A 20,681-nucleotide genomic window follows, 5' to 3' on the forward strand; every position below is an offset into this window, starting at 1 on the left:
TAAAAAATAAAATATTTTTTTACATTCTATTAGTTTATATTAAATCTAAAATTATTCAATAAAGATTTTGTTAAAATAATATAAATTTTTATATAGAAAAACCATAGAAATTTTGGTTGCTTTAAAAAGTTCACCAGTATTCTATGGTTTAACGTAAATTTATGCTATTTTATTATGTTTAACAGCATCTTTAATGCAACAGCGAGTGACATACATACGAAAATTGGTTTTATAAGTTTTACACCTTTTTTAAGTGCTATAAGAGTACCTAATCTTGCACCTATAATCATTGAAACAGCGACAGGAATACCAATAATATAATTTATCCTCCCATAAAATGCAAACATAAAAAGAGATGTTATATTGCTTATAAAGTTTAAAAACCTCGCATTTCCTGCGCCCTTTACAAAATCAAATCCATATATCCCTATTAGACCAAACATAAGAAAAGAGCCTGTTCCAGGGCCGAAAAAACCATCATAAAATCCGAGAGAAAAAGATAGTAAAATTCCTAATAAAATATTTTTTTTAGTAAAACCTTTAAACTTATCTTCCTCTCCTATTGTTTTAGAAAAAAGGCTGTATATTCCAACAGCTAAAAGAAGAATAAGCACTAAAACATATAAATATTTTTGATTGATTCTAACTACAGTGTTTACCCCAATAACTGCTCCAATCAGTGTAAATGGAGCGATATATTTCATTAGCTTAAAATTCACGTTTCCACTTGTTGCAAACTTTGCCGAACTCGTGAGGGATGCTGCTGTTGAAGAAAATTTGTTTGTACCGAGAGTAAAATGAGGCGGTACTCCTGCAATAAGATATGCAGGAACGCTTATTATTCCGCCGCCGCCTGCAATAGAATCTATAAAAGCAGCTGCAAATCCAGCAATACAAAGAAATATTATTTTTATAACCATATATTCACCTGCTTTTAAATCTTTAGGTATTTACATTAACCCTTTGATATGGCTCAAATATATATATTGAAACAACAGCCATAACAACAATCAGCGCACCTATTATCATAATAGGGTTTAGGCTCTCCTTTAAAAATATATATCCAAAAACAATTGCTTCAACTGGTTCTATGCTGCTTACAATAGCAGCGCCGCAGGAACCTATTGTTTTTGCGCCAAGGCAGAAGGCAAATATAGCAATACTCGTTGAAAAGAGGGCCATAAGTATAATACACATCCAAGCATTGGCGCTAAAGTTTACCGCTATGCCTCCTTGGAAAAGTGCAAAAACCATAAAGGTTATGAAAGCAAAGAAAATAACATACCCTGTCATGACAACAGGATGTATACCTTCAAATTTTCCATGTCCTATCACTATAACATAAACTGCATAAAAAAGCGCCCCTAAAAGAGCAAGAATAATGCCTTTTATGTTTATTACCTGTCCTGGAGTATATGCAACAAGTACTGTGCCCATTATGGATAAAACCACTGCATAGGCTTTATTAACTTCAATCTTTTCTTTTAAAAAAACCACAGAAATAATTAAAACCATAGCAGGATATGTAAAGAGAAGAACCTCCGAAAAGCCTGCTGATATAAATTTATATGAACTAAATACCGTAATTGCAGAACCAGCATATAATACTGATCCAAGTATTAAAAGTATCATTGCCTGTTTTAAATTAATTTTAAAGCTTATTCTTTTAATAAAAATATATGCCCAGATTATCGCTATGGCTATAAAGAATCGAAAAAAAAGTACAGTTGAAACATTAACTCCAAACCTGTAAGCAAGCTTTGCAAAAACCGGCATTAATGCAAAACCTGTTGCAGAAATAAATACAAAAAGTTCCCCCCTGCGTCTCATTTTAATCCCCCTATAGACATTTATAATACAATCTCTATTTTATCACCTTCTTTAACTTTTCTCAAATAAAAGAGCTCTGTTTTATGATAAAATACAAATATACATTAAAACAGAGCATAAATATAATATACTATTTTATATAAATTGTAATCTTTTTCTCTCCAAGCCTTTGAGATTTTACTGTAATTAAAACTTCGCCAGCTTCGTTAATAGTTTCTATCCAAAAGGCAAATGCCCCGCCTTTAATTACAGCCTCATTAGGACCAATAAGCCTTGCTGGGCCTTTTACATCTATTTTTATTATCTCATCTAAAAATGGAAGAATATTATCATACTGATCAAGCACTTTAACGACTACTCTTGTTGCATCCTTTTCATAGGAATTAAGGTTTATATCATCCGCCTCTGCATAAAGTTTTGTTGGAAGAGGATTTTTGCTAAATCTCTTTTCAGCAGCAATATTTCCTTTGTAATATCCAGTAATTACAGCATCTTCCCAAATCATTCCCCAAGAACCTGCTTCCTCTGGAGTAATTACTGAATAATCAATTATTACAGGTGGATAAGGAATGCCTTTATATTTCTCTTTATTGGGGTATATTTTTTTCGGAGGATTATCCCCATACTTAAATTCAATATAGTCACAGTTTGTGAATATTACAAGTGGAATTATTCCTCCTATGCTTCTCTCTCCCCTTGCCCAAAAGGTAACGGGTTCGAGTACAGCTTCAACCTCAGGAGAAATCTGTGATTTGTAGACATAGGATGCAAATTTAGGTACACGAAACATATCCATAACCCCATGATAGCATATCCTGTCTCCCGAGCCAAAATCCTTATGAGTATTATAATCAAAAGCACACCATCCTATTGCCCCGCAGATATTTTCATCTAAGAAGGATGCATTTTGAACCCTAAGATGTCTTAAGCTGTGTTCCATCTGCCTCTCTTCCTGATCAAACCTTTTTGTTGGATACATATGACCGTTAAATTCAGTTACCATATAAGGTACATTATAGTTAAGCCCTGTAACTTCCTTCTGATTTCTTAAAGGTCCGTTTATACCATCATGTATAAAATCATTCATTGTATAGACATCTTCAAGAAGATTACTATTTGTTATATATCTTACTCCTCCTGTTTGTCTTGTTGAATCAAGGCTGTGAGCTGTTTCATTTGTTTTTGTATAAAAATCGTCATCATCTAATGATTCATTTATTCTAACGCCCCAAAGAATAATAGATGGATGATTCCAATCCCTTTGTATCATCTCTTTTACATTTTCTACAGCTACTTGTTTCCAGTTATCATCTCCAATATGCTGCCATCCTGGCATTTCTTCAAATACTAAAAGTCCTATTTCATCACATTTATTTAAAAAATGTTTTGACTGTGGATAGTGGGATGTACGAACAATATTGACATGAAGATCATTTTTAAGAATAAGGGCATCCTTCTCCTGAACACGTTTTGGCATAGCATATCCAACATAAGGATATGATTGATGTCTATTGAGTCCAATTAATTTAATTTTTTTACCATTTAGGTAAAAACCGTCGGGTGTAAATTCAGCTTTTCTAAATCCAAATATCTCTATATATTTATCAGAGCATTCTATAGAGTTTAAAGTTACCTCTAATTCGTATAAATTAGGATTATCAATATCCCAAAGTTTTATGCATTTTAGTCCGTTTATTTCAAACTTAAGTAAATTATCCCCAGTTAAAACTTCAGATTTAAAAATACTGCTATATACAGTTTTACCTTTCCTCTCTTTGATTTCAATTTTAAAGTCTGCTTCTCTTTCAATGCCATAATTTTTTATAAACAAGCTAATATTTGCTAATTTTTCTTCTTCAAGTATATTCTCAGTTTCTATTTTTATATTCTCAATAAATAAATCATCAAAGGCAAAGAGTTCAACTTCTCTATAAATTCCTCCATAGGTTAAATAATCGATTTGTCCTCCAAAGGGAGGTATGTCAGGCATTTCAGTTGAATCTACAACTACAGTTAAAATATTATCATCACTATTAAAATCATAAGCTTCATCTATTCTAACATCAAAGGGTGTGTAACCTCCCTTGTGCTCTCCAAGAAAAACACCATTTAAATACACTTTTGCATATGCCATAACTCCATTGAATTTAATATATATCTTTTTACCCTTAAATTCCTCTGAAAGAATCAATGGATACTTATAGCAGGATATAAATTGAAAAATCTTTTCATCAAAATAATTATATGGAAGTTCTACATTGGTGTGGGGAAGATTGACTATTTCAAAGCCTTTTAAGCCATTAATTTTTTCGTCTCCTTCTTCATACCCTTTTTTATAATACCAGTTGTTGTTTAAAGATAATATTTTCCTCATAAGCTGCCTCCTATCATTGTTTTATTGAACCAGTCATTCCTTGTACAAAATAGTTCTGCAGAGTAAAGAAAATTATAATCATAGGCAGTGTTGCAAGAACGATAGCTGCCATTATAACACCATATTCTGGAAAATACGCCGAAGACATTGAAGAAATTAAAAGCGTCATTGTCTTTTGCTTATCGGTTTGAAGAACAATTAAAGGCCAAAGGTATGAGTTCCAGCTTGTCATAAAGGCATAAATTGCTGCAGCTGCATAGGTTGATTTCATTGATGGCATAACAATAGATGTAAATATTTTAAATTCTCCTGCTCCATCAACTCTTGCTGCTTGAATAATATCTTTTGGAAAGGATTTAAAACTCTGCCTGAAGAAAAATATAATAAAAACCGATGCAAGCGATGTTAAAATAAGCCCTGCATGAGTATTAATAAGATGGAACTTAACTATTAATTTGAAAAGAGGAATCATAAGTGCAGCAAAGGGTACCATCATTGAGAGCATAATAGCTGCATAGGTTTTTTCCCTTGCCTTTGAAGAATATACTTCAAATCCATAGGCTGCCATTGAAGATATTATTAAAGTTCCAACTGTAGTTAAAACTGAAATTTTTATAGAATTAAAAAATATCCTCTTTATATTATAAGTGGTAAATAGAACTTTAAAGTTATCTATAAGATGACTTCCAAAGGTCATTTTACCTTTAATAACATCAACTGCAGTATTTGTCATACCTGTTATCATCCAATAGAATGGGAAAACCGATACTACAAATGCTATAATAAGAAAAAGATATACAAATATTCTCCCTACAACTCTTTTTACCTTCATTTTTTATCACCTGCCACTTTAAACTGAATAATGGAAAGTATGGCTACAAGAAATACTATAACGTATGAAACAGCTGCAGCATATCCAAAGTTAGGCATATATTTAAAGCATAGGTTGTAAATGTATACCGACATCGTTAAAAGAGAGTTTCCTGGTCCTATCGTTGCTCCCGTTACTCCTCCCTGTGAAAAGTTCATGGGCTCATCAAAGAGCTGCAGTGTACCTATAGTTGACATAACCGATGTAAACACGATTATAGGTTTTAGCATAGGTATAGTTATATGGAAAAACTGCTGCATTTTGCTTGCTCCATCGATATCAGCCGCTTCATAGAGTTCATCAGGAACATTTTGAAGGCCCGAAAGATAAAAAACCATGTTGTAACCTGTCCATCTCCATGTCATAGCAATCATAACTGTAACCCTTGCCCAAAATGGGTCCATAAGCCATGGTATTGGATTTTTTATAATGTGCATACTTAAAAGACCTTTATTTATAAATCCATCAAGGCTGAACATCATTTTAAAAAGTATTGTATAAGCAACAAGAGAAGTTACTGCAGGAAGGAATATTCCAGTTCTAAAAACCCCTCTGAATTTTATAGTCTTATCGTTAAGTATTGCTGCAAGTATTAATGCTAAAAGAAGCATTATTGGAACCTGAATTATAAAGAATATAAATGTATTTTTAAGTCCAGTTAGAAACACTTCGTCATGAAAAAGTTTTTTATAGTTATTAAGTCCAACAAATTTTTGTACTATTCCCTTTGATGACATTGTAGATAGAATAAGTGAATTAACTATAGGATAAAAAAGAAAGATTGCAAGCAGAATAACTGCGATTGAAACAAATATCCATCCATAAATATTAAGACTTCTTTCAAAGGACTTATTCCTTTTAAAAAATTTAGTGTTTTTTTTCAAGCTATTTGGAGTAATCTCTGCCATAAAATCACCTCTCCCTTTTAAAAAGAGGAATAATACAGCAAATCAAAGTATTATTCCTCTTTAAAGCATAACTATTATTTATTTGCCTATCTGATTTTTAAGCTGATCTTCTGCTTTCTTTAATGCTGCATCAACTGTAAGTTTTCCTGAATATACATCGGGCATAACAGCCATTATAGCTGCATCTGCTTCATAAGTATAAAGGCCATAATTTACAGCTGGAATATTTCCAATCCATCCTGAAAAGTCTGTATAAACCTTCTGATTTCCAAAGAATGCATCTTCCTTAGAATATGCTTCTCCTCCCTGTGCTGGCATATATGTTCCAACTGCTCCTCTGTCAACAAGTATCTTCTGATAGAAATCATTATCTCCTGCGTAAATCTTGTTTAAAAAGTCGATTGCTATATCTTTGCTCTTTCCGTTTTCAAGAACGTACCAGCTTGAACCTCCAAGGTTTGAAGCATTAACTGAACCTGAAACGTTTAATTTTGGTGTTGGGGCAACTGCCCATTTACCTGACTGGCTTGCTTCTGCCTTAACTGAACCTACTATCCAAACACCTGTTACAACGGATGCTGTATCACCTTTATTAAATGCTGCAACCCATTCGTTCCAGCCGCTTGTCTTCTTTATTATTCCTGCGTCAACTATTTTCTTGTATGTAGCAACTGCTTCCTTTAAAGCTTCATTATTTGCTACGGTAACATTTCCATCCTTATCAAAATACCATTGACCTGCTGATTGGAGCATTATTCTCATAAGTCCGCCGTCATCAAGACCAAATCCAAGCATAGCTTTTCCTGTCTTAGCCTTAACTTTCTTACCTATTTCTATAAACTTATCCCATGTTATGTTATTAAGATCCTCTGGTTTGTATCCCGCCTGTGCAAGATAGTCAGTTCTATAGAAGAACCCGCTTACGCCTGAATCAAAGGGAACACCATAAACTTTTCCATCTAATGTCATTAGGCTTACTTTATAATTTGCAAATTTACTGTGGTCAATTTTACCAGTTAAATCTGCAAATGCTCCTGGATATGACTGCAGATATTTTTGAGCGTTATAATCTTCAATCAAAACTATATCTGGAAGACCATCTTTAACTCCTGACTGAAGCATTGTATGAAGCTTTTGTTCTACATCTGCCTTTGCCATTTCAACTATTTCAAATTCAACCTTTGGATTTTCCTTTTGATATCTTTCCTTAGCTTCATTCATTATAGCTATGTTAAAGTTTGGATCCCATGCCCAGATTGTAATTTTACCAGTCTTTTCTGCTGGGGCCTGTGGCTGTTGCTGCTGTTCTTGATTTGATGAAGTTTCTTTCTTGCCACAGCCTGCAAGAAGTGATACTGCAAGAACCATAACAAGTAAAATTGATAGCATTCTCTTTTTCATTTTTTTAAAATCCCCCTTTAAAATATTTATATATAATAACCGCTTTAAGCAGTTATTATTTTAAATGTAAGCGCTTTCATTCAGCATAAAAAATTAAGCAGACTGTCTTACTACAAGTTTAGGCTCTATAAATATAAGTCTGCCTGCTTCCTTGCATTCAAGAACATCTGTCATAATATCTACAGCTATACTTCCAAGCTCACTAATATTTTGCGTTACGCTTGTTAATGAAGGTGAAACATAATTGCATAAATCAATATCATCATATCCTGCAACTGCTATATCAGAAGGAACATTATATCCCCTTGCAGTAAGGCATCTTATAGCACCTATTGCCATAAGATCATTTGCAGCAAAAAGTGCTGTAAACTTTCCTCTTTCAAGAAGAATTTCGCATGCCCTATATCCTCCCCTCATATCATCGGAGGGCGAATCAATAATAAGTTCATCAACTATAGGTATTGAATTCTTGCTCAAAATCTTTAAGTAGTTTTCCTTTTTTATAATACTTGCATAGGAATCAGCATAACCGTTTATATATGCTATTTCTCTGTGACCTTTCTCAATAAGATAATTCATAAGTAATTCTGTACCTTTTGCCTCATCTGAAAGAACACAATATATGTTTTTGTTTTGAAGAATATGATTAGTCAAAACGACTGGAATATTTTCAGCTACTTTTATAAGATGTCTATTATATTTTTCGCTTATTCTTCTTCCACCAGCAAATATTATCCCATCAACCTGCTTTTTTAAGAATATATCTATATACTTTTCTTCTTCTTCAAATTTATTATCAGTATTCCCCAAAAGAATAGTATAACCTTTATCAGAGGCTCTATCCTCAATCGCTCTTACCATTTCACCATAAAAAGGATTGTTTATATTTGCAATAATAACACCTAAAGTTCTTGTACTTTTAGAAACAAGGCTCTGGGCAAGAGCATTAGGAGTATAGCTTAGCTTTTTCATAGCCTTTTCAATCTTTTCTTTTGTCTCTTTTCTTAACTTTTCTGGATTATTCATAGCACGGGATACTGTCGCTATTGATACACCTGCTTCTTTAGCTATGTCATATATATTTACATTTTCTTTAGTCATAATCGTCACCTTATTTCTAATGTAAGCCCTTTCATAAATAATTATAATATATCATCTAAAAAGTTGCAAATATTTTTCAAAATTATATGAAAATTTTTTGTAATATTTATATTTGAAAATTTAACAAAAAACTCTATGTATAAATAAGAATTCCTTTGGCTTCTTATTTATACATAGAGTTAAAATATAAATTTTATCTTCTTATCTTCTTTTTTATTGTTCCTATCACATAATCCATCTCTGGCATCTTTAAAACATATGCTGCTGCAAAATATATAATTATAGCTGCCGCAACCGATGCCCCTACATCAACAATTTGAACCATCTTCGAATCTATTCCTAATTTTGATTCAATTACCCGGGAAATTATAAAAGCAGCTCCTCCCATAATAAAAGATGCTATTGATGATTTAATTGATGATTTTAAATCCTCATTTATTCTAAGTCCATGCATCTTTTCACTAAGCTTTTTATATAATAATATCATGTTTATAAAGCTTGTAATCGAATAGGAAAGGGCAATACCTCCAATTGCAAGAGTGCTGGATCGAACGAATATCAGGTTTAAAACTATATTTATTATTACAGTTAGGGCTCCTATTTTAACTGGCGTTTTTGTGTCCTGTATTGAATAAAATCCTCTTGTTATAATCTGTACAGCAGACTGCCCTACAACCGCAAGACTGTAAAAGGTCAATGCAAAGGCTGTAACCTTTACATCAGATTCTGTAAATCTTCCGGTTCTAAATAAAAGCCTTACGATTGGGGTATTTAAAACAATCATTCCAATAGTGGATGGTATTGTAATAAACATTACTGTCCTGAATCCAAGGGATAAAGTATCCTTAAATTCACTGTATTCCCCTCTTGCAACCTGTGTATTTAAAACAGGAAATATTGTAGTTGCGATACCCATTGCGAATATTCCAAGGGGCAGAAGCATTATTCTGTTTGCATATCTTAAGGCTGTTATACTTCCTTCATCAAGAACTGATGCAATATTTTGATTTACCACAAGGTTTACCTGCGATATTGAAAGGCCTATAATCGCTGGTACCATAAGACGAAGCATCCTTTTATACCCTTCGTTTTGTGTGTCGAGCTCTAATTTAAATCTTTTCCCTACCCTTTTAAAATCAGGGACTTGTACAGCAAAATTCATTATTGCACCAACTACAACTCCTATTGATATACCATATATACCAAGTTTTTTCCCAAGCAAAAGCGCACCTAAAATCATTCCTACATTATATAATACCGGCCCTATAGATGGGGATGTAAAAATTTTATAGGAATTTAAAACTCCTCTTGTAAGCCCCGCAAGCACAGTAAAAGTAACTGCTGAAAACATTATTCTTGTAAGTTTAGTTGTCAGGATAAGGGCATCTTTATTTTTTGCAAGACCGCTTGCAACAATAGGTACAAGATATTTTGCAAAGGTTATTCCAAGAACATTAAAAATCAATATGAATATTATTGCAACAGTTATAAAAGTATTTGCAGATTTCCATGCTCCATCCTCATCATCCTTTGCAATATATGAGTTAAATACAGGCATAAATCCAGAGCTTAATGCACCGCCAACAAGAAGATAGAACATAACATCTGGTATTGTAAAAGCCGCTATAAAAGAATCTGTTATATAATTTCGCCCATATACTCTTGCTACAATCATTTCTCTTACAAATCCAAGTATTCTGCTTAAAAAAAGTGCAAGCATAACTATTATAGTTGCTCTTTGTATGTTTTCTCCCTTATTCTTTGTCATAATCTTCTTCCTTTCAAGCAAAATTCATATAAATTATACCTCAAATTAAAAAGCATGTCATTCCTTTAATCTACAATTATTATTAATATTTTATAAACAAAAATATATTCTGTCTAATAATCACCAAGGTATTGATTATTTATTATTTTTGATAGAAAATATACATGATTATATAACTACAGGAGATGATAAGATGATTAAACTTTTTTACGAAAATCAATATATATCATCTTGGGAAACAAAAATAGAAAGCATTGAAAAAAAAGATGATAAATATTTTGTTGTACTTTCAGAAACAGCCTTTTACCCTGAAGGCGGAGGTCAGCCTTCAGATAAAGGATTAATAGATGGAATAGAAGTTTTAGATTTGTTAGAAGAAAATGGAATTATATATCATATACTTAAAAAAATACCTGATAAAAAATATGTTAAATGTTCAATAGACTTTAGTAGGCGTTTTGATTATATGCAGCAGCATTCGGGGCAGCATATTTTATCATCATTTTTTTACAAGCTGTACAATGGAAGAACTGCAGGATTCCATCTCGGTGAGGAATACGTAACAATTGATATAGCCCTTCCTGAAATATCTGATGAAATGCTGATTGAAGTTGAAAATTGTGTTAATGAAAATATATATAAAAATCATGAGATTAAAACTTATTTTGTAAATCATGATGAAGCACTATCCCACCCTTTAAGAAGACTGCCTCCAAATAAAGAAAATATTAGAATTGTTGAAATTGAAGATACTGACTGTACTCCATGCTGCGGTACTCATGTAAAAAGTACAGGAGAAATTGGAATAGTTAAAATCTTAAAATCTGAAAAATACAAAGGAATGAATAGAATATACTTTAAATGCGGCAAGCGTGCCTTTAATGATTTTCAAAACAAGCATCAGATAATATCAACATTAAATAATATGCTGTCAACTGATGAAAGGGAAATTATAGAAAGACTTAAATTAAAAGAACAGCAGATTCAAAAACTATCAGCTGATATTAAAAATCTTAAAGAAATACTGATTAACTTTGAAGTATCAAATATTTTAGAAAGTACAAAAGATATTATAATTACAAAAGTCTATGATGATAAAGATTTTGATGAAATTCAAAGAATTGCAAAAAATTTACTTCAAAGAGGAAATTACATAATTATATTTTCAACTAAATTAGATAAAAGAATTTTATTTTGCAGCAGTGAAGGTTTTTCCATAAACTGCGGCCTATTATTTAAAGAAAACCTTAAAAATTATAATGGTAAGGGCGGTGGAGGAGAAAGGCAGGCACAGGCAGGATTCAATAATATAGATGATATGATAGCTTTCCATAAATTTATTCATCTAACAATATCAACCCTATTAAAAAATAAATCATAATATAGTATAAAGCAAAAGCAAAGCTATATATCCATATAAAAATGGTAGCATTGGAGAAGAAAACTGCTATAATTTTTTATAATTTTTTAATTGATGTTTATACCGCCTATGATAGCAGATTCATAGGCGGCATATCTACAATCAGGCTTCAATCTTTTTTTACTGTTTTTGCACACTTTATTATGTTATCCTTAAGCTTTTCAGATGTTAAGTTATTATCACCTGCTCTGATTCTATTTATTATAATTGACTTGGAATTATATGTGTTACAGCCATACTGCGTAGTAATAAAATATTTAAAACCGCAGCTTTTAGCTGCGTCTATAGACCTTTTTCCATAATGTCCAAAGGGAAAACAAAGTATATCAGGATACTTTCCTATATATTTATATATTATTTCCTTCGATGTATTTAAATCTTCAGTTACACGTTTTATATATTCTTCATCTGTCTCAATCTTTTTTGTTTCAATATCATATATTTTAAATGCAAGTTTTCCTCCCTTCTTTAGTTTGGAATTTATATATATAAAATCATGGCTGCTGTGGGTATGGGAAGCTATATCAACAAGACCGCTTTCATACATTTCTTTAATCTCTACAGAGTTTAAAGGTCTTATATCTTCTTTAAAGGATTTATAATTTTCCGTTCTTGAAGTTATAATTGACATTAGTGCAGGAACACTATATTTTTTAAGTACAGGGAAAGCATATTTATAAAAGCTTTCAAGTCCATCATCAAAGGTTATAACAACAGCGTTAGGAGGGAGAACATCTTTACCCTGCATTGCGTTTATAAGCTGCTCTATGCTAACTACATTAAACCCTTCTTTTATCAGCATCTTTACATCTTTTTCAAATCTTTCAGACTTTATCGTTATAAGAGTAAAAGGATTTTGACTTATATGGTGATAGGTTAAAACAACCGCCTTATCTTTATAGTATATTTTATTTTTATTCTCCTTAGGCTTATTTATATTTTGTGTATTTTTTTTTATTTCTTTGCAGCTGCTATCATCTATCATTTCTATTTTTGCAGGTACTGTCATATACCATAAACTCATTATCAATATTATAAAAAAGATAATTTTTTTCATATACATTACCTTTCCCTGATAACTTTAAATAAAAACACTGGAAGAACAGTCATCCTTTTAAAACGCCAGGGCTCTTTAATAAGTCTGTAAAGCCACTCCAATCCTAAAGAACACATCCATTTCGGTGCTCTTTTTATGTTGCCGCATATTACATCGAGGCTTCCTCCAATTCCCATACATAAAGGTACGGAAAGATTGTCAATATTTTTTTTAATCCAATATTCCTGCTTAGGGCTGCCCATTGCAACAAAGAGTATATCAGGTTTTACCCTTTTAATTTCTTCAACTACTTCATCTTCATTCTTAAAATAACCGTCTCTAACACCAACTATTTTTATTCCATTATATTTTTCCATTAATATTTTAGAAGCCTTCTCTGCAACTCCTATTTTTGCTCCGAGAAGAAATATGCTGTATCCCTTTTCTGATGATTTTTTACAGATATTCTGCATTAAATCTATACCTGTAACCCTGTTTCTTATATTTCCCCCTTTTAACCTTGAAGCTATAACTACCCCTATTCCATCTGGAATTTGAATATCCGCACTGTTTAAAAGATTTAAAAGGTCAGTATCTTTTTGTGCCTTCATTATTTTTTCAGGATTAATCGCTACAATAAAGGATGGCTTTCTTTTTTCAACAATATTTTCAACCTCACAAAGTACAGATTTTTGATTAACACAGCAAACTTCAACTCCAAGATACTTCTCTTTTATCATTTTAAAGTCCTCCATTTATCATGCTTAAGTAAATTTCTTCATATTTATTGCAAAGTTTTTCAATAGAAAAATTCTGTGAAGCCTTATAATAAAGTTTATTACCATAATTTTGAGATTCTTCTTTATCATTTAATAGAGAAAGAATTTTCATAGAAAGAGTTTCATAATCACCAATCTTTATAAGATATCCATTTACTCTATCTTCAATAAGCTTTGAAATTCCTCCTACATCAGTTGATATAACGGTTTTCTTATAAAGTGCAGATTCGAGTATTGAAAGAGGAAAGCTTTCTGAATAAGATGCAAGCACAGTAAAATCAGATATATATATAAATTCATCAGGTTTTTGGAAACCTGCAAAGATTATTTTATCAAAAATTCCAAGCTCCTTTGCATATTGTATAAGTTCTTCTTTTATATTTCCATCACCAACAAGTATAAAAACAACATCCTTAAAACTCTTTAAAACCAAACTGCATGCCTTTAAAAAAACCTTATGGCCCTTAACTGGATGAAGTCTTGCCACCATTGTAACATAATGACTTGAAAAAGGAATATTATATTTTCTAATAATATCATCTCTATTTAGCTCAGGAATAGGTTTATTAAAGTCTATTCCATTATAAACTACAAATATTTTTTCTTTATTAAATCCCCTTTTAATAAGCATGCCTTTAAAATCCTCAGATACTGTTATGTAGTAGTTGAAGGATCTTAGAACAAACCTATTTATATTGCTGTAAATAAGTGTCTTATAAAAATTGCCTCTATAATCATCTTTATAATCGCTGTGAATTGTTGTAACATACTTTGCAGCATACTTTTTCATTAAAAAATACCCTATAAAATTTGCTCTTCCACCATGACAGTTTATAATATCTACCTTTTCTCTAATACATATTTTTTGTATATCCTTTAAAATACTCAAATCAAACCTTTTATTTTGCTCAATCAGCCTAATGTCTATACCTATTTTAACAGCCTCTTCATAAAGACTCCCCTTTATAAAACATATTACTATGTTTTTAATTTTACTTTCATCCATATTTTTAACAATAGACAAAAGATGATTTTTAGAGCCTCCTACTTCCCCACCGCTTATTATATGCAAAACAACCATTACACACATCTCTCCTAAGCTAATTATAAAAACTTATCTTTTATTATTCTCAGATTAATTATACATAAAAAATTTAGGAACAGGTAGTATTAATCTATCTGTTCCTAATATATCTTTATTATTGATTATCTTTATTTTTTTCATCTTTTTCGCTTTCATTGCAGCCGCTTTTTCTTAGTATATAATATCCTATACATAGTGCAATCAGTATTAAAGCAATACCTATTAATGTCATGCTGCTTAAGCCTTTCATATCTAATATTATTATTTTCCTTGCAACTGCAATTATCGCTGCCATTATTACTGTTTCTACAATTTTAAATGACTTTTCTGTATAATAAACTTTCATAGTTTCAATAAGCTCAATACCAACAACAATTAGCATAAAGAACCCAAAAATGTCAAGAAGCTTATTTATGTCAATTAAAAAAATAGGCGGAGCAATTAAAGTTTTGCCAATAACCACGCTAAGCTCTATTATGGACACAGTAATTACAATGAGCAGCATGATTATTAATACTGTCGTTGCTGCTTTTTCAAATTTTTCAATTATTTTAATCATAAACCTCTCCCCCTTAATTAAAATGGAAAAATATTTAGTAGTATTAGTTATAATATATTCATTATATTTTTAAATCTTGTAATATTATTTCTGCTGACTGGTATATGATTTTCAATACCTTCAACTTTTAAAACATAGGTGTTGTTAAACCAAGGTATTATCTCTGTAATTTTATTAATATTAACAATATAAGACCTGTGGCATCTAAAAAAATTTTTTTCCGGAAGTTTCTTAGAAAACTCTGAAATACTTGATACAACTATATATTTATCTTTTTTTGTATATACATGAACTTCCCTTTCATGAGCTTCACAGTAACAAATATCGTTAACATTAACAACCATCATCTTTTCGTCTTTCCAAAGAGTTATCTTATCGCTGATTATGTTTTTATTAAGAGCATTTTCAATTTTTGATAAAGTAGAAACTATTCTTGTCTCTGAATAGGGCTTTAATATATAATCAAAAGCCTGTATTTCGAAGGCATCAACAGCATAGTCCCTATAGGCAGTAACAAAAATTATTATTGGCTTAATTTCAAAAGCATTTATTATCTCTCCAAGGCTTATACCGTTTAGTTTTGGCATATTTATATCAAGAAAAACCACATCAGGTCTATTGCTTTTAATAAATTCAAGAGCCTTTATAGAGTCATCAAATTCACCTATTATGTTAAGACTGCTGAAATTGTTTATAAAATATGCAAGTTCCTGTCTTGCGGGATATTCATCATCAACAATAATGCAGTTCATAAACCCACTTCCCTATTCTATATTATTTTTTTCATTAACTTCAAAACTTACTCTTGTTCCCTGCTGTAATCTTTCAATTATGAGACCTTTGCCATATAGGTATTTTAATCTGCTGTCAACATTGCTTATTCCTATTTTATTTTCTTTCATTTTACCTTCATAAACAAGTTTTATTATATCTTCATTTATCCCAATTCCATCATCTTCTACGCTTATTTTATATTTTCCATTTTCAATTTTTTTAATAGATATTTTAACTTTTCCAAAGCCTTTCCCCTCAAGTATTCCATGTTTTATTGAGTTTTCAACGAGTGGTTGTATTATTAATGAAGGAACTTTTATATCATGACAATCTTCAATATCGTATATAATATTAAGTCTATCCCCAAATCTTGCCTTTTCTATTTCAACATAAGCTTTAACCTGCTCAAGTTCTTTGCTTAAACTTACCATTTCATTCCCCGATTCAAGATTAAATCTTAAATAGGTTGATAGATTTATTATAAGCTCTCTTGCTTTTGCGGTATCAAACCGCATAAAAGAAACTATTGTATTTAGTGCATTAAATAAGAAGTGAGGATTTATCTGCCTTTGAAGAGCTTTTATTTCAGCTTTTGCAGCAAGCTCCTTAAACTGCTCAATTTTGCTTATCTCAAACTGAGTAGAGATTATATGGGATAATCCTAAGGCTAATGTTTTATTGCTAAAAGAAATAGCGTTTTCTTTAGCATAATATATTTTTAATGTTCCAACTACCTCTTCCCCCTCAGTAATAGGCGCTATAATTGCTGATTTTAATGGACAGTCAGGTGCTTTACATTTAATTTCTGATTTATGATTAAGGCAAAGTAAATTACCATCCTTTAAAACATTTTCTGTGGCTTCAGTTAAAAGATTTTGTCCTGGTATATGATGATCTTCTCCTAATCCGACATGGGCAAGTATTTGAGCAGTGTCAGTAATAGATACAGCATCAGCTTTAGTATATTCTTTTATTATTTCACATATTTTTTTTAAAGAGTTGCCATTGATTTCTCTAAAATATGGAAGAGTCTTATTTGCAATTTCAAGAGCTATATGGGCCTGCCTTGCTGCTACCTCTTCCTCTTTTTCAAATATACTCTGTATCATTACTATTAATAAACTTATACCAATTCCATTAGTAAATCCCATAGGAATGTAAATAGTTTTTATTATTTTTAAAGCTGCTGGATAGGGTTTTGATAAAAGTAAAATTAAAAGCATTTCTATGCTTTCCATAATTATTCCGCCTAAAAGGCCATAGAACCATTTGTTTTTTTCATTAGAATATTTATATATAACTGATGAAAAGGCTCCTCCTAAAATAGTTGCAATTGCACAGGGAATAGCAGTAAAACTGCCAAAGGGAACTGCTAATCTATGAACACCTGCAATCAGTCCTGCGAAAATTCCAACATAAGGTCCGCAGAGTATTCCTCCAGTCATTACGCCAATAAGTCTTGTGTTTGCAATAGCACCATCTATTTCAGTACCTGTATAGGTTCCAAGTATTCCAAACCCTCCAAATAATATTGATAATATAACAATTTCTTTATAGTTTAATTCCTTCTTAACTATTATTCTTTTAATAAATCCGAGATTTGATATAAAAAAGGCAATTACAACAATATAAGATAAATTATTAGCAAGATTTCTTAAAAGAGATGTCACTGCTATCACACCATTTCACTTTTTTAAACATTATATCAAAAATATTTAACAATATATAGCGTCAATTTATAAAATAAGCCCGATAGATATTAATCTATCAGGCTTATTTGTCTTTAATTATACAGCCTGGTTTACTGATGCTTTCTTTTTATTTGCAGTAAATAAGAAGAAAGAAAGAAGTATAACTGCAGCTGCTATACCTACAGGATAAGCAATAGTTTTTGAAAGCTTAAATCCTTCTGGAGCAACGAGTATATATGTTACTGAAACAGCTGTCATAAATGTTGCTGGAACTGTTGCAATCCAATGTATCTTATCTTTTAATGATAGATACATAGCTGCAGCCCAAAGAACTATCATAGCAAGAGTCTGGTTTGACCATGCAAAATATCTCCACACTACATTAAAATCTATCTTTGTTAATACAAATCCAATTACGAATAAAGGAATACTTATCATCAATCTATTTTTGATTGGTCCTTGTTTTAAGTTTAAAAAGTCAGCTATTGTAAGTCTTGCACTTCTGAATGCTGTATCCCCTGATGTTATAGGGCATGCTACAACTCCAAGTATTGCAAGTGCTCCACCAATTTTACCAAGAAGTGAATTTGAAATAGTGCTTACAACCCAAGCTGCTCCTCCATGAGCTGCCATCTGCTTTCCAAGCTCTCCTGTTCCTCCAAAGAAAGCCATAGCTGCTGCTGCCCAAATAAGAGCTATTATACCCTCTGCAATCATAGCGCCGTAGAATATCTTTCTACCATCTGATTCCTTGCCTATACATCTTGCCATAAGAGGTGACTGTGTTGAATGGAATCCTGATATAGCACCGCAGGCAATAGTTATAAACATTAAAGGCCATATTGGAAGATTCTTTGGATGCATATTAGTTAATGCTATTTCTGGTATCTTGTATCCTCCAAAAACTATTCCTCCGCCTACTCCAATAGCCATTATAAGTAGTGCTATACCAAACAATGGGTATATCCTTCCTATAAGCTGGTCAATTGGAAGCATAGTTGCAAGTACATAATATGCAAATATAGCATATATCCAAAAACCTTTAGTTAATGTATCAGGCGTTAAACCTGCTAAAAGCTGTGCTGGTCCTGTTATAAAAACTACACCTACGAGAACAAGAACAACAACTGAAAAAGCTCTCATAAAGTTTTTAACACCAGAGCCAAGATACTTTCCAACAACTTCAGGAATACTTGCTCCATCATGTCTCACTGAAAGCATACCTGAGAAGTAATCATGAACTCCACCTGCAAATATTGAACCGAAAACAATCCATAGGAAAGCTGCTGGTCCCCAAAGAGCACCTGAAATCGCTCCGAATATTGGTCCAAGACCTGCAATATTTAAGAACTGAATCATAAATATTTTCCATCGTGGAAGTTGAATATAGTCAACACCATCTTCAAGTCTGATAGCTGGAGTCTTAATTGAATCATCTGCTCCAAATGCACTATCAACTATTTTGCCGTATACTAAATAACCAACTATAAGTGCTGCAATAGCAAGAAAAAATGATATCATAATGATACCCCCTCCTTAATTTTTCTACTGTAATTATAATAAATAAAACATTTTTTCTGCATAAAATATACACGAAATAACAAAATTCATGCACAAAATACACAAAATGCGATATAAAATTCATTTTTCAATATATTTTTTAACCTGTAACAATCTTTATTTTTAAGAATAAAATATTATAGATTACTTTTTGGGAGGAAATTATGGAAAATGATAGTGAAAATAACTACAGAGAATTAATAGTTGGTATAAATACAAAAGTACCTCTTTCAAATAAAAAACTTGTTGCAGCTATAAACTTTGACAATGCCGCAACAACCCCTCCTTTTGTTTCAGTAATACAGGAAATTAACAATTTTGCCCCATGGTATTCATCAATTCATAGAGGAACAGGATATAAATCAAAGATTTCTTCAGATTTTTACGATGATTCAAGGAATGAAGTTCTCAATTTTGTTGGAGCAGATCCCTATTACTATACTGCCGTATATTTAAAAAATACAACTGAAGCAATAAACAAAATTTCTTATAGGATGTATACTAAAAATAAAAGATGCGTTATTCTTTCCACCTCAATGGAGCATCATTCAAATGACCTTCCCTGGAGAGATAAGTTTAAAGTTGACTATATAGACGTTGACAACACTGGAAGATTATCTTTAAAGGATATGGAGAAAAAATTAAGAAAATATAATGGAGAAGTTAAACTCGTTACTATTTCTGGAGCTTCAAATGTTACAGGATATGTTAACCCTATTTATAAGGCTGCACAGATAGCTCATAAATATAACGCTAAAATACTTGTTGATGCCGCACAGCTTATATCCCACAGAAAAATAAGTATGGGTAACCCCTATTCAATAAATCACATTGACTTTCTTGCTTTTTCATCACATAAGATGTATTCCCCTTTTGGAATTGGTGTTTTAATTGGACCTAAGGAATTTTTTGAAAATGGAGAACCGGAATACAAAGGAGGGGGAGTAGTAAAAATAGTAACAAAAAATACAGTAATATATGATGACCCTCCTGAAAAAGATGAAGCAGGTACTCCAAATATTATGGGAGTAGTCGCGCTTATAGCAGCTATTAAAACTTTAAATTCAATAGGAATGGAAAATATAGAAGAGCATGAAAAAAAGCTTTTAAAATATACTATTGATAATCTCAGGGAAATAAAAGACATTGAAATCTACTGTGATACCCAAAACATAAGCGATAGAATAGGAATCATACCCTTTAATATTAAAGATATACCCCATGATACTTTAGCATCAATACTATCCTGCGAAGCAGGGATTTCAGTAAGGAGCGGCTGCTTTTGTGCTCATCCTTATGTGCAAAAAATACTTAAGCTGTCAGAGAAACAGATAAAAAGTTATATAAAATACCCCCAAAGCCCTCGCCCTGGAATGGTTCGTATAAGCTTTGGCTTGTACAATACAACCGAAGAGGTGGATGTGCTTATTGAAATGCTCAAAAAAATATCCCAAAATAAAGAAGATTATATTCAAAGATATTGTCCTGAAAGCAATTTTAAAAAAATAAACTAATAATTAAGCCT

The 20,681-nt window shown here is 31.6% G+C and carries 17 protein-coding genes; 2 read left to right on the forward strand and 15 right to left on the reverse strand.

Annotated elements, in window-relative coordinates; translation table 11 throughout:
- Positions 1-164 precede the first annotated feature (164 nt).
- The 8 genes from B5D15_RS02800 to murJ all read right to left on the reverse strand — a co-directional run bounded on the left by B5D15_RS02800 (position 165) and on the right by murJ (position 10,253).
- Positions 165-920, reverse strand: coding sequence for a TSUP family transporter (locus B5D15_RS02800; protein WP_078695583.1), 756 nt, complete (start codon positions 918-920; stop codon positions 165-167).
- Between the two features lie 22 nt (positions 921-942).
- Complete coding sequence (locus tag B5D15_RS02805; RefSeq protein WP_078695584.1) at positions 943-1,830, reverse strand: DMT family transporter; 888 nt, start codon at positions 1,828-1,830, stop codon at positions 943-945.
- Positions 1,831-1,960: 130 nt separating this feature from the next.
- Positions 1,961-4,204, reverse strand: a complete 2,244-nt coding sequence (locus B5D15_RS02810) for a glycoside hydrolase family 2 protein (protein ID WP_078695585.1) — start codon at positions 4,202-4,204, stop codon at positions 1,961-1,963.
- 13 nt (positions 4,205-4,217) lie between these two features.
- A complete protein-coding gene (locus tag B5D15_RS02815) occupies positions 4,218-5,036 on the reverse strand; it encodes a carbohydrate ABC transporter permease (RefSeq protein WP_078695586.1) in 819 nt (272 codons plus the stop codon).
- A complete protein-coding gene (locus B5D15_RS02820) occupies positions 5,033-5,983 on the reverse strand; it encodes a carbohydrate ABC transporter permease (protein WP_078695587.1) in 951 nt (316 codons plus the stop codon). Before B5D15_RS02820 ends, B5D15_RS02815 begins: the two co-directional genes overlap by 4 nt.
- A 78-nt stretch (positions 5,984-6,061) precedes the next feature.
- Positions 6,062-7,384 carry an ABC transporter substrate-binding protein gene (locus B5D15_RS02825; protein ID WP_078695588.1) on the reverse strand — a complete coding sequence of 441 codons (1,323 nt, stop codon included), beginning with the start codon at positions 7,382-7,384 and terminating at the stop codon, positions 6,062-6,064.
- A gap of 93 nt (positions 7,385-7,477) precedes the next feature.
- The gene (locus B5D15_RS02830) at positions 7,478-8,485 is read right to left on the reverse strand and encodes a LacI family DNA-binding transcriptional regulator (protein WP_078695589.1); all 1,008 of its coding nucleotides are present in this window, start codon (positions 8,483-8,485) and stop codon (positions 7,478-7,480) included.
- A 193-nt stretch (positions 8,486-8,678) separates the two neighbouring features.
- Positions 8,679-10,253 carry a murein biosynthesis integral membrane protein MurJ gene (gene murJ / locus B5D15_RS02835; protein ID WP_078695590.1) on the reverse strand — a complete coding sequence of 525 codons (1,575 nt, stop codon included), beginning with the start codon at positions 10,251-10,253 and terminating at the stop codon, positions 8,679-8,681.
- Positions 10,254-10,401: 148 nt separating this feature from the next.
- Here murJ and B5D15_RS02840 point away from each other — a divergent pair, with 148 nt between their 5' ends.
- Positions 10,402-11,634, forward strand: a complete 1,233-nt coding sequence (locus tag B5D15_RS02840; protein WP_242948677.1) for an alanyl-tRNA editing protein — start codon at positions 10,402-10,404, stop codon at positions 11,632-11,634.
- Between the two features lie 148 nt (positions 11,635-11,782).
- Here B5D15_RS02840 and B5D15_RS02845 read toward each other — a convergent pair whose 3' ends face one another.
- The 7 genes from B5D15_RS02845 to B5D15_RS02875 all read right to left on the reverse strand — a co-directional run bounded on the left by B5D15_RS02845 (position 11,783) and on the right by B5D15_RS02875 (position 19,117).
- On the reverse strand, positions 11,783-12,697 hold the full coding sequence (locus B5D15_RS02845) for a polysaccharide deacetylase family protein (protein WP_179122171.1): 915 nt from the start codon (positions 12,695-12,697) through the stop codon (positions 11,783-11,785).
- Positions 12,698-12,735: 38 nt separating this feature from the next.
- Positions 12,736-13,449, reverse strand: coding sequence for a WecB/TagA/CpsF family glycosyltransferase (locus B5D15_RS02850; RefSeq protein ID WP_179122172.1), 714 nt, complete (start codon positions 13,447-13,449; stop codon positions 12,736-12,738).
- 1 nt (position 13,450) lies between these two features.
- On the reverse strand, positions 13,451-14,569 hold the full coding sequence (locus B5D15_RS02855) for a glycosyltransferase family 4 protein (protein WP_179122173.1): 1,119 nt from the start codon (positions 14,567-14,569) through the stop codon (positions 13,451-13,453).
- 118 nt (positions 14,570-14,687) lie between these two features.
- Positions 14,688-15,131, reverse strand: coding sequence for a phosphate-starvation-inducible PsiE family protein (locus B5D15_RS02860; protein ID WP_078695594.1), 444 nt, complete (start codon positions 15,129-15,131; stop codon positions 14,688-14,690).
- Positions 15,132-15,178: 47 nt separating this feature from the next.
- Positions 15,179-15,883, reverse strand: coding sequence for a LytR/AlgR family response regulator transcription factor (locus B5D15_RS02865; RefSeq protein ID WP_078695595.1), 705 nt, complete (start codon positions 15,881-15,883; stop codon positions 15,179-15,181).
- Positions 15,884-15,895: 12 nt separating this feature from the next.
- Positions 15,896-17,584 carry a sensor histidine kinase gene (locus tag B5D15_RS02870; RefSeq protein ID WP_242948678.1) on the reverse strand — a complete coding sequence of 563 codons (1,689 nt, stop codon included), beginning with the start codon at positions 17,582-17,584 and terminating at the stop codon, positions 15,896-15,898.
- A 108-nt stretch (positions 17,585-17,692) separates the two neighbouring features.
- Positions 17,693-19,117, reverse strand: a complete 1,425-nt coding sequence (locus B5D15_RS02875; protein WP_078695597.1) for a carbon starvation CstA family protein — start codon at positions 19,115-19,117, stop codon at positions 17,693-17,695.
- Positions 19,118-19,320: 203 nt separating this feature from the next.
- Here B5D15_RS02875 and B5D15_RS02880 point away from each other — a divergent pair, with 203 nt between their 5' ends.
- Complete coding sequence (locus B5D15_RS02880) at positions 19,321-20,670, forward strand: aminotransferase class V-fold PLP-dependent enzyme (RefSeq protein ID WP_078695598.1); 1,350 nt, start codon at positions 19,321-19,323, stop codon at positions 20,668-20,670.
- The last annotated feature ends 11 nt before the right edge of the window (positions 20,671-20,681 follow it).

This window comes from Caloramator quimbayensis, assembly GCF_900167605.1.
In the GTDB taxonomy this organism is placed as follows: domain Bacteria; phylum Bacillota; class Clostridia; order Clostridiales; family Caloramatoraceae; genus Caloramator_B; species Caloramator_B quimbayensis.

What these genes read in the sequence shown, in the direction of transcription:
- B5D15_RS02800 (WP_078695583.1), bottom strand. Translation starts at nt 920, where the DNA reads ATGGTTATAAAAATAATATTTCTTTGTATTGCTGGATTTGCAGCTGCT.
- B5D15_RS02805 (WP_078695584.1), bottom strand. Translation starts at nt 1,830, where the DNA reads ATGAGACGCAGGGGGGAACTTTTTGTATTTATTTCTGCAACAGGTTTT.
- B5D15_RS02810 (WP_078695585.1), bottom strand. Translation starts at nt 4,204, where the DNA reads ATGAGGAAAATATTATCTTTAAACAACAACTGGTATTATAAAAAAGGG.
- B5D15_RS02815 (WP_078695586.1), bottom strand. Translation starts at nt 5,036, where the DNA reads ATGAAGGTAAAAAGAGTTGTAGGGAGAATATTTGTATATCTTTTTCTT.
- B5D15_RS02820 (WP_078695587.1), bottom strand. Translation starts at nt 5,983, where the DNA reads ATGGCAGAGATTACTCCAAATAGCTTGAAAAAAAACACTAAATTTTTT.
- B5D15_RS02825 (WP_078695588.1), bottom strand. Translation starts at nt 7,384, where the DNA reads ATGAAAAAGAGAATGCTATCAATTTTACTTGTTATGGTTCTTGCAGTA.
- B5D15_RS02830 (WP_078695589.1), bottom strand. Translation starts at nt 8,485, where the DNA reads ATGACTAAAGAAAATGTAAATATATATGACATAGCTAAAGAAGCAGGT.
- murJ (WP_078695590.1), bottom strand. Translation starts at nt 10,253, where the DNA reads ATGACAAAGAATAAGGGAGAAAACATACAAAGAGCAACTATAATAGTT.
- B5D15_RS02845 (WP_179122171.1), bottom strand. Translation starts at nt 12,697, where the DNA reads ATGAGTTTATGGTATATGACAGTACCTGCAAAAATAGAAATGATAGAT.
- B5D15_RS02850 (WP_179122172.1), bottom strand. Translation starts at nt 13,449, where the DNA reads ATGATAAAAGAGAAGTATCTTGGAGTTGAAGTTTGCTGTGTTAATCAA.
- B5D15_RS02855 (WP_179122173.1), bottom strand. Translation starts at nt 14,569, where the DNA reads ATGGTTGTTTTGCATATAATAAGCGGTGGGGAAGTAGGAGGCTCTAAA.
- B5D15_RS02860 (WP_078695594.1), bottom strand. Translation starts at nt 15,131, where the DNA reads ATGATTAAAATAATTGAAAAATTTGAAAAAGCAGCAACGACAGTATTA.
- B5D15_RS02865 (WP_078695595.1), bottom strand. Translation starts at nt 15,883, where the DNA reads ATGAACTGCATTATTGTTGATGATGAATATCCCGCAAGACAGGAACTT.
- B5D15_RS02875 (WP_078695597.1), bottom strand. Translation starts at nt 19,117, where the DNA reads ATGATATCATTTTTTCTTGCTATTGCAGCACTTATAGTTGGTTATTTA.
- B5D15_RS02880 (WP_078695598.1), top strand. Translation starts at nt 19,321, where the DNA reads ATGGAAAATGATAGTGAAAATAACTACAGAGAATTAATAGTTGGTATA.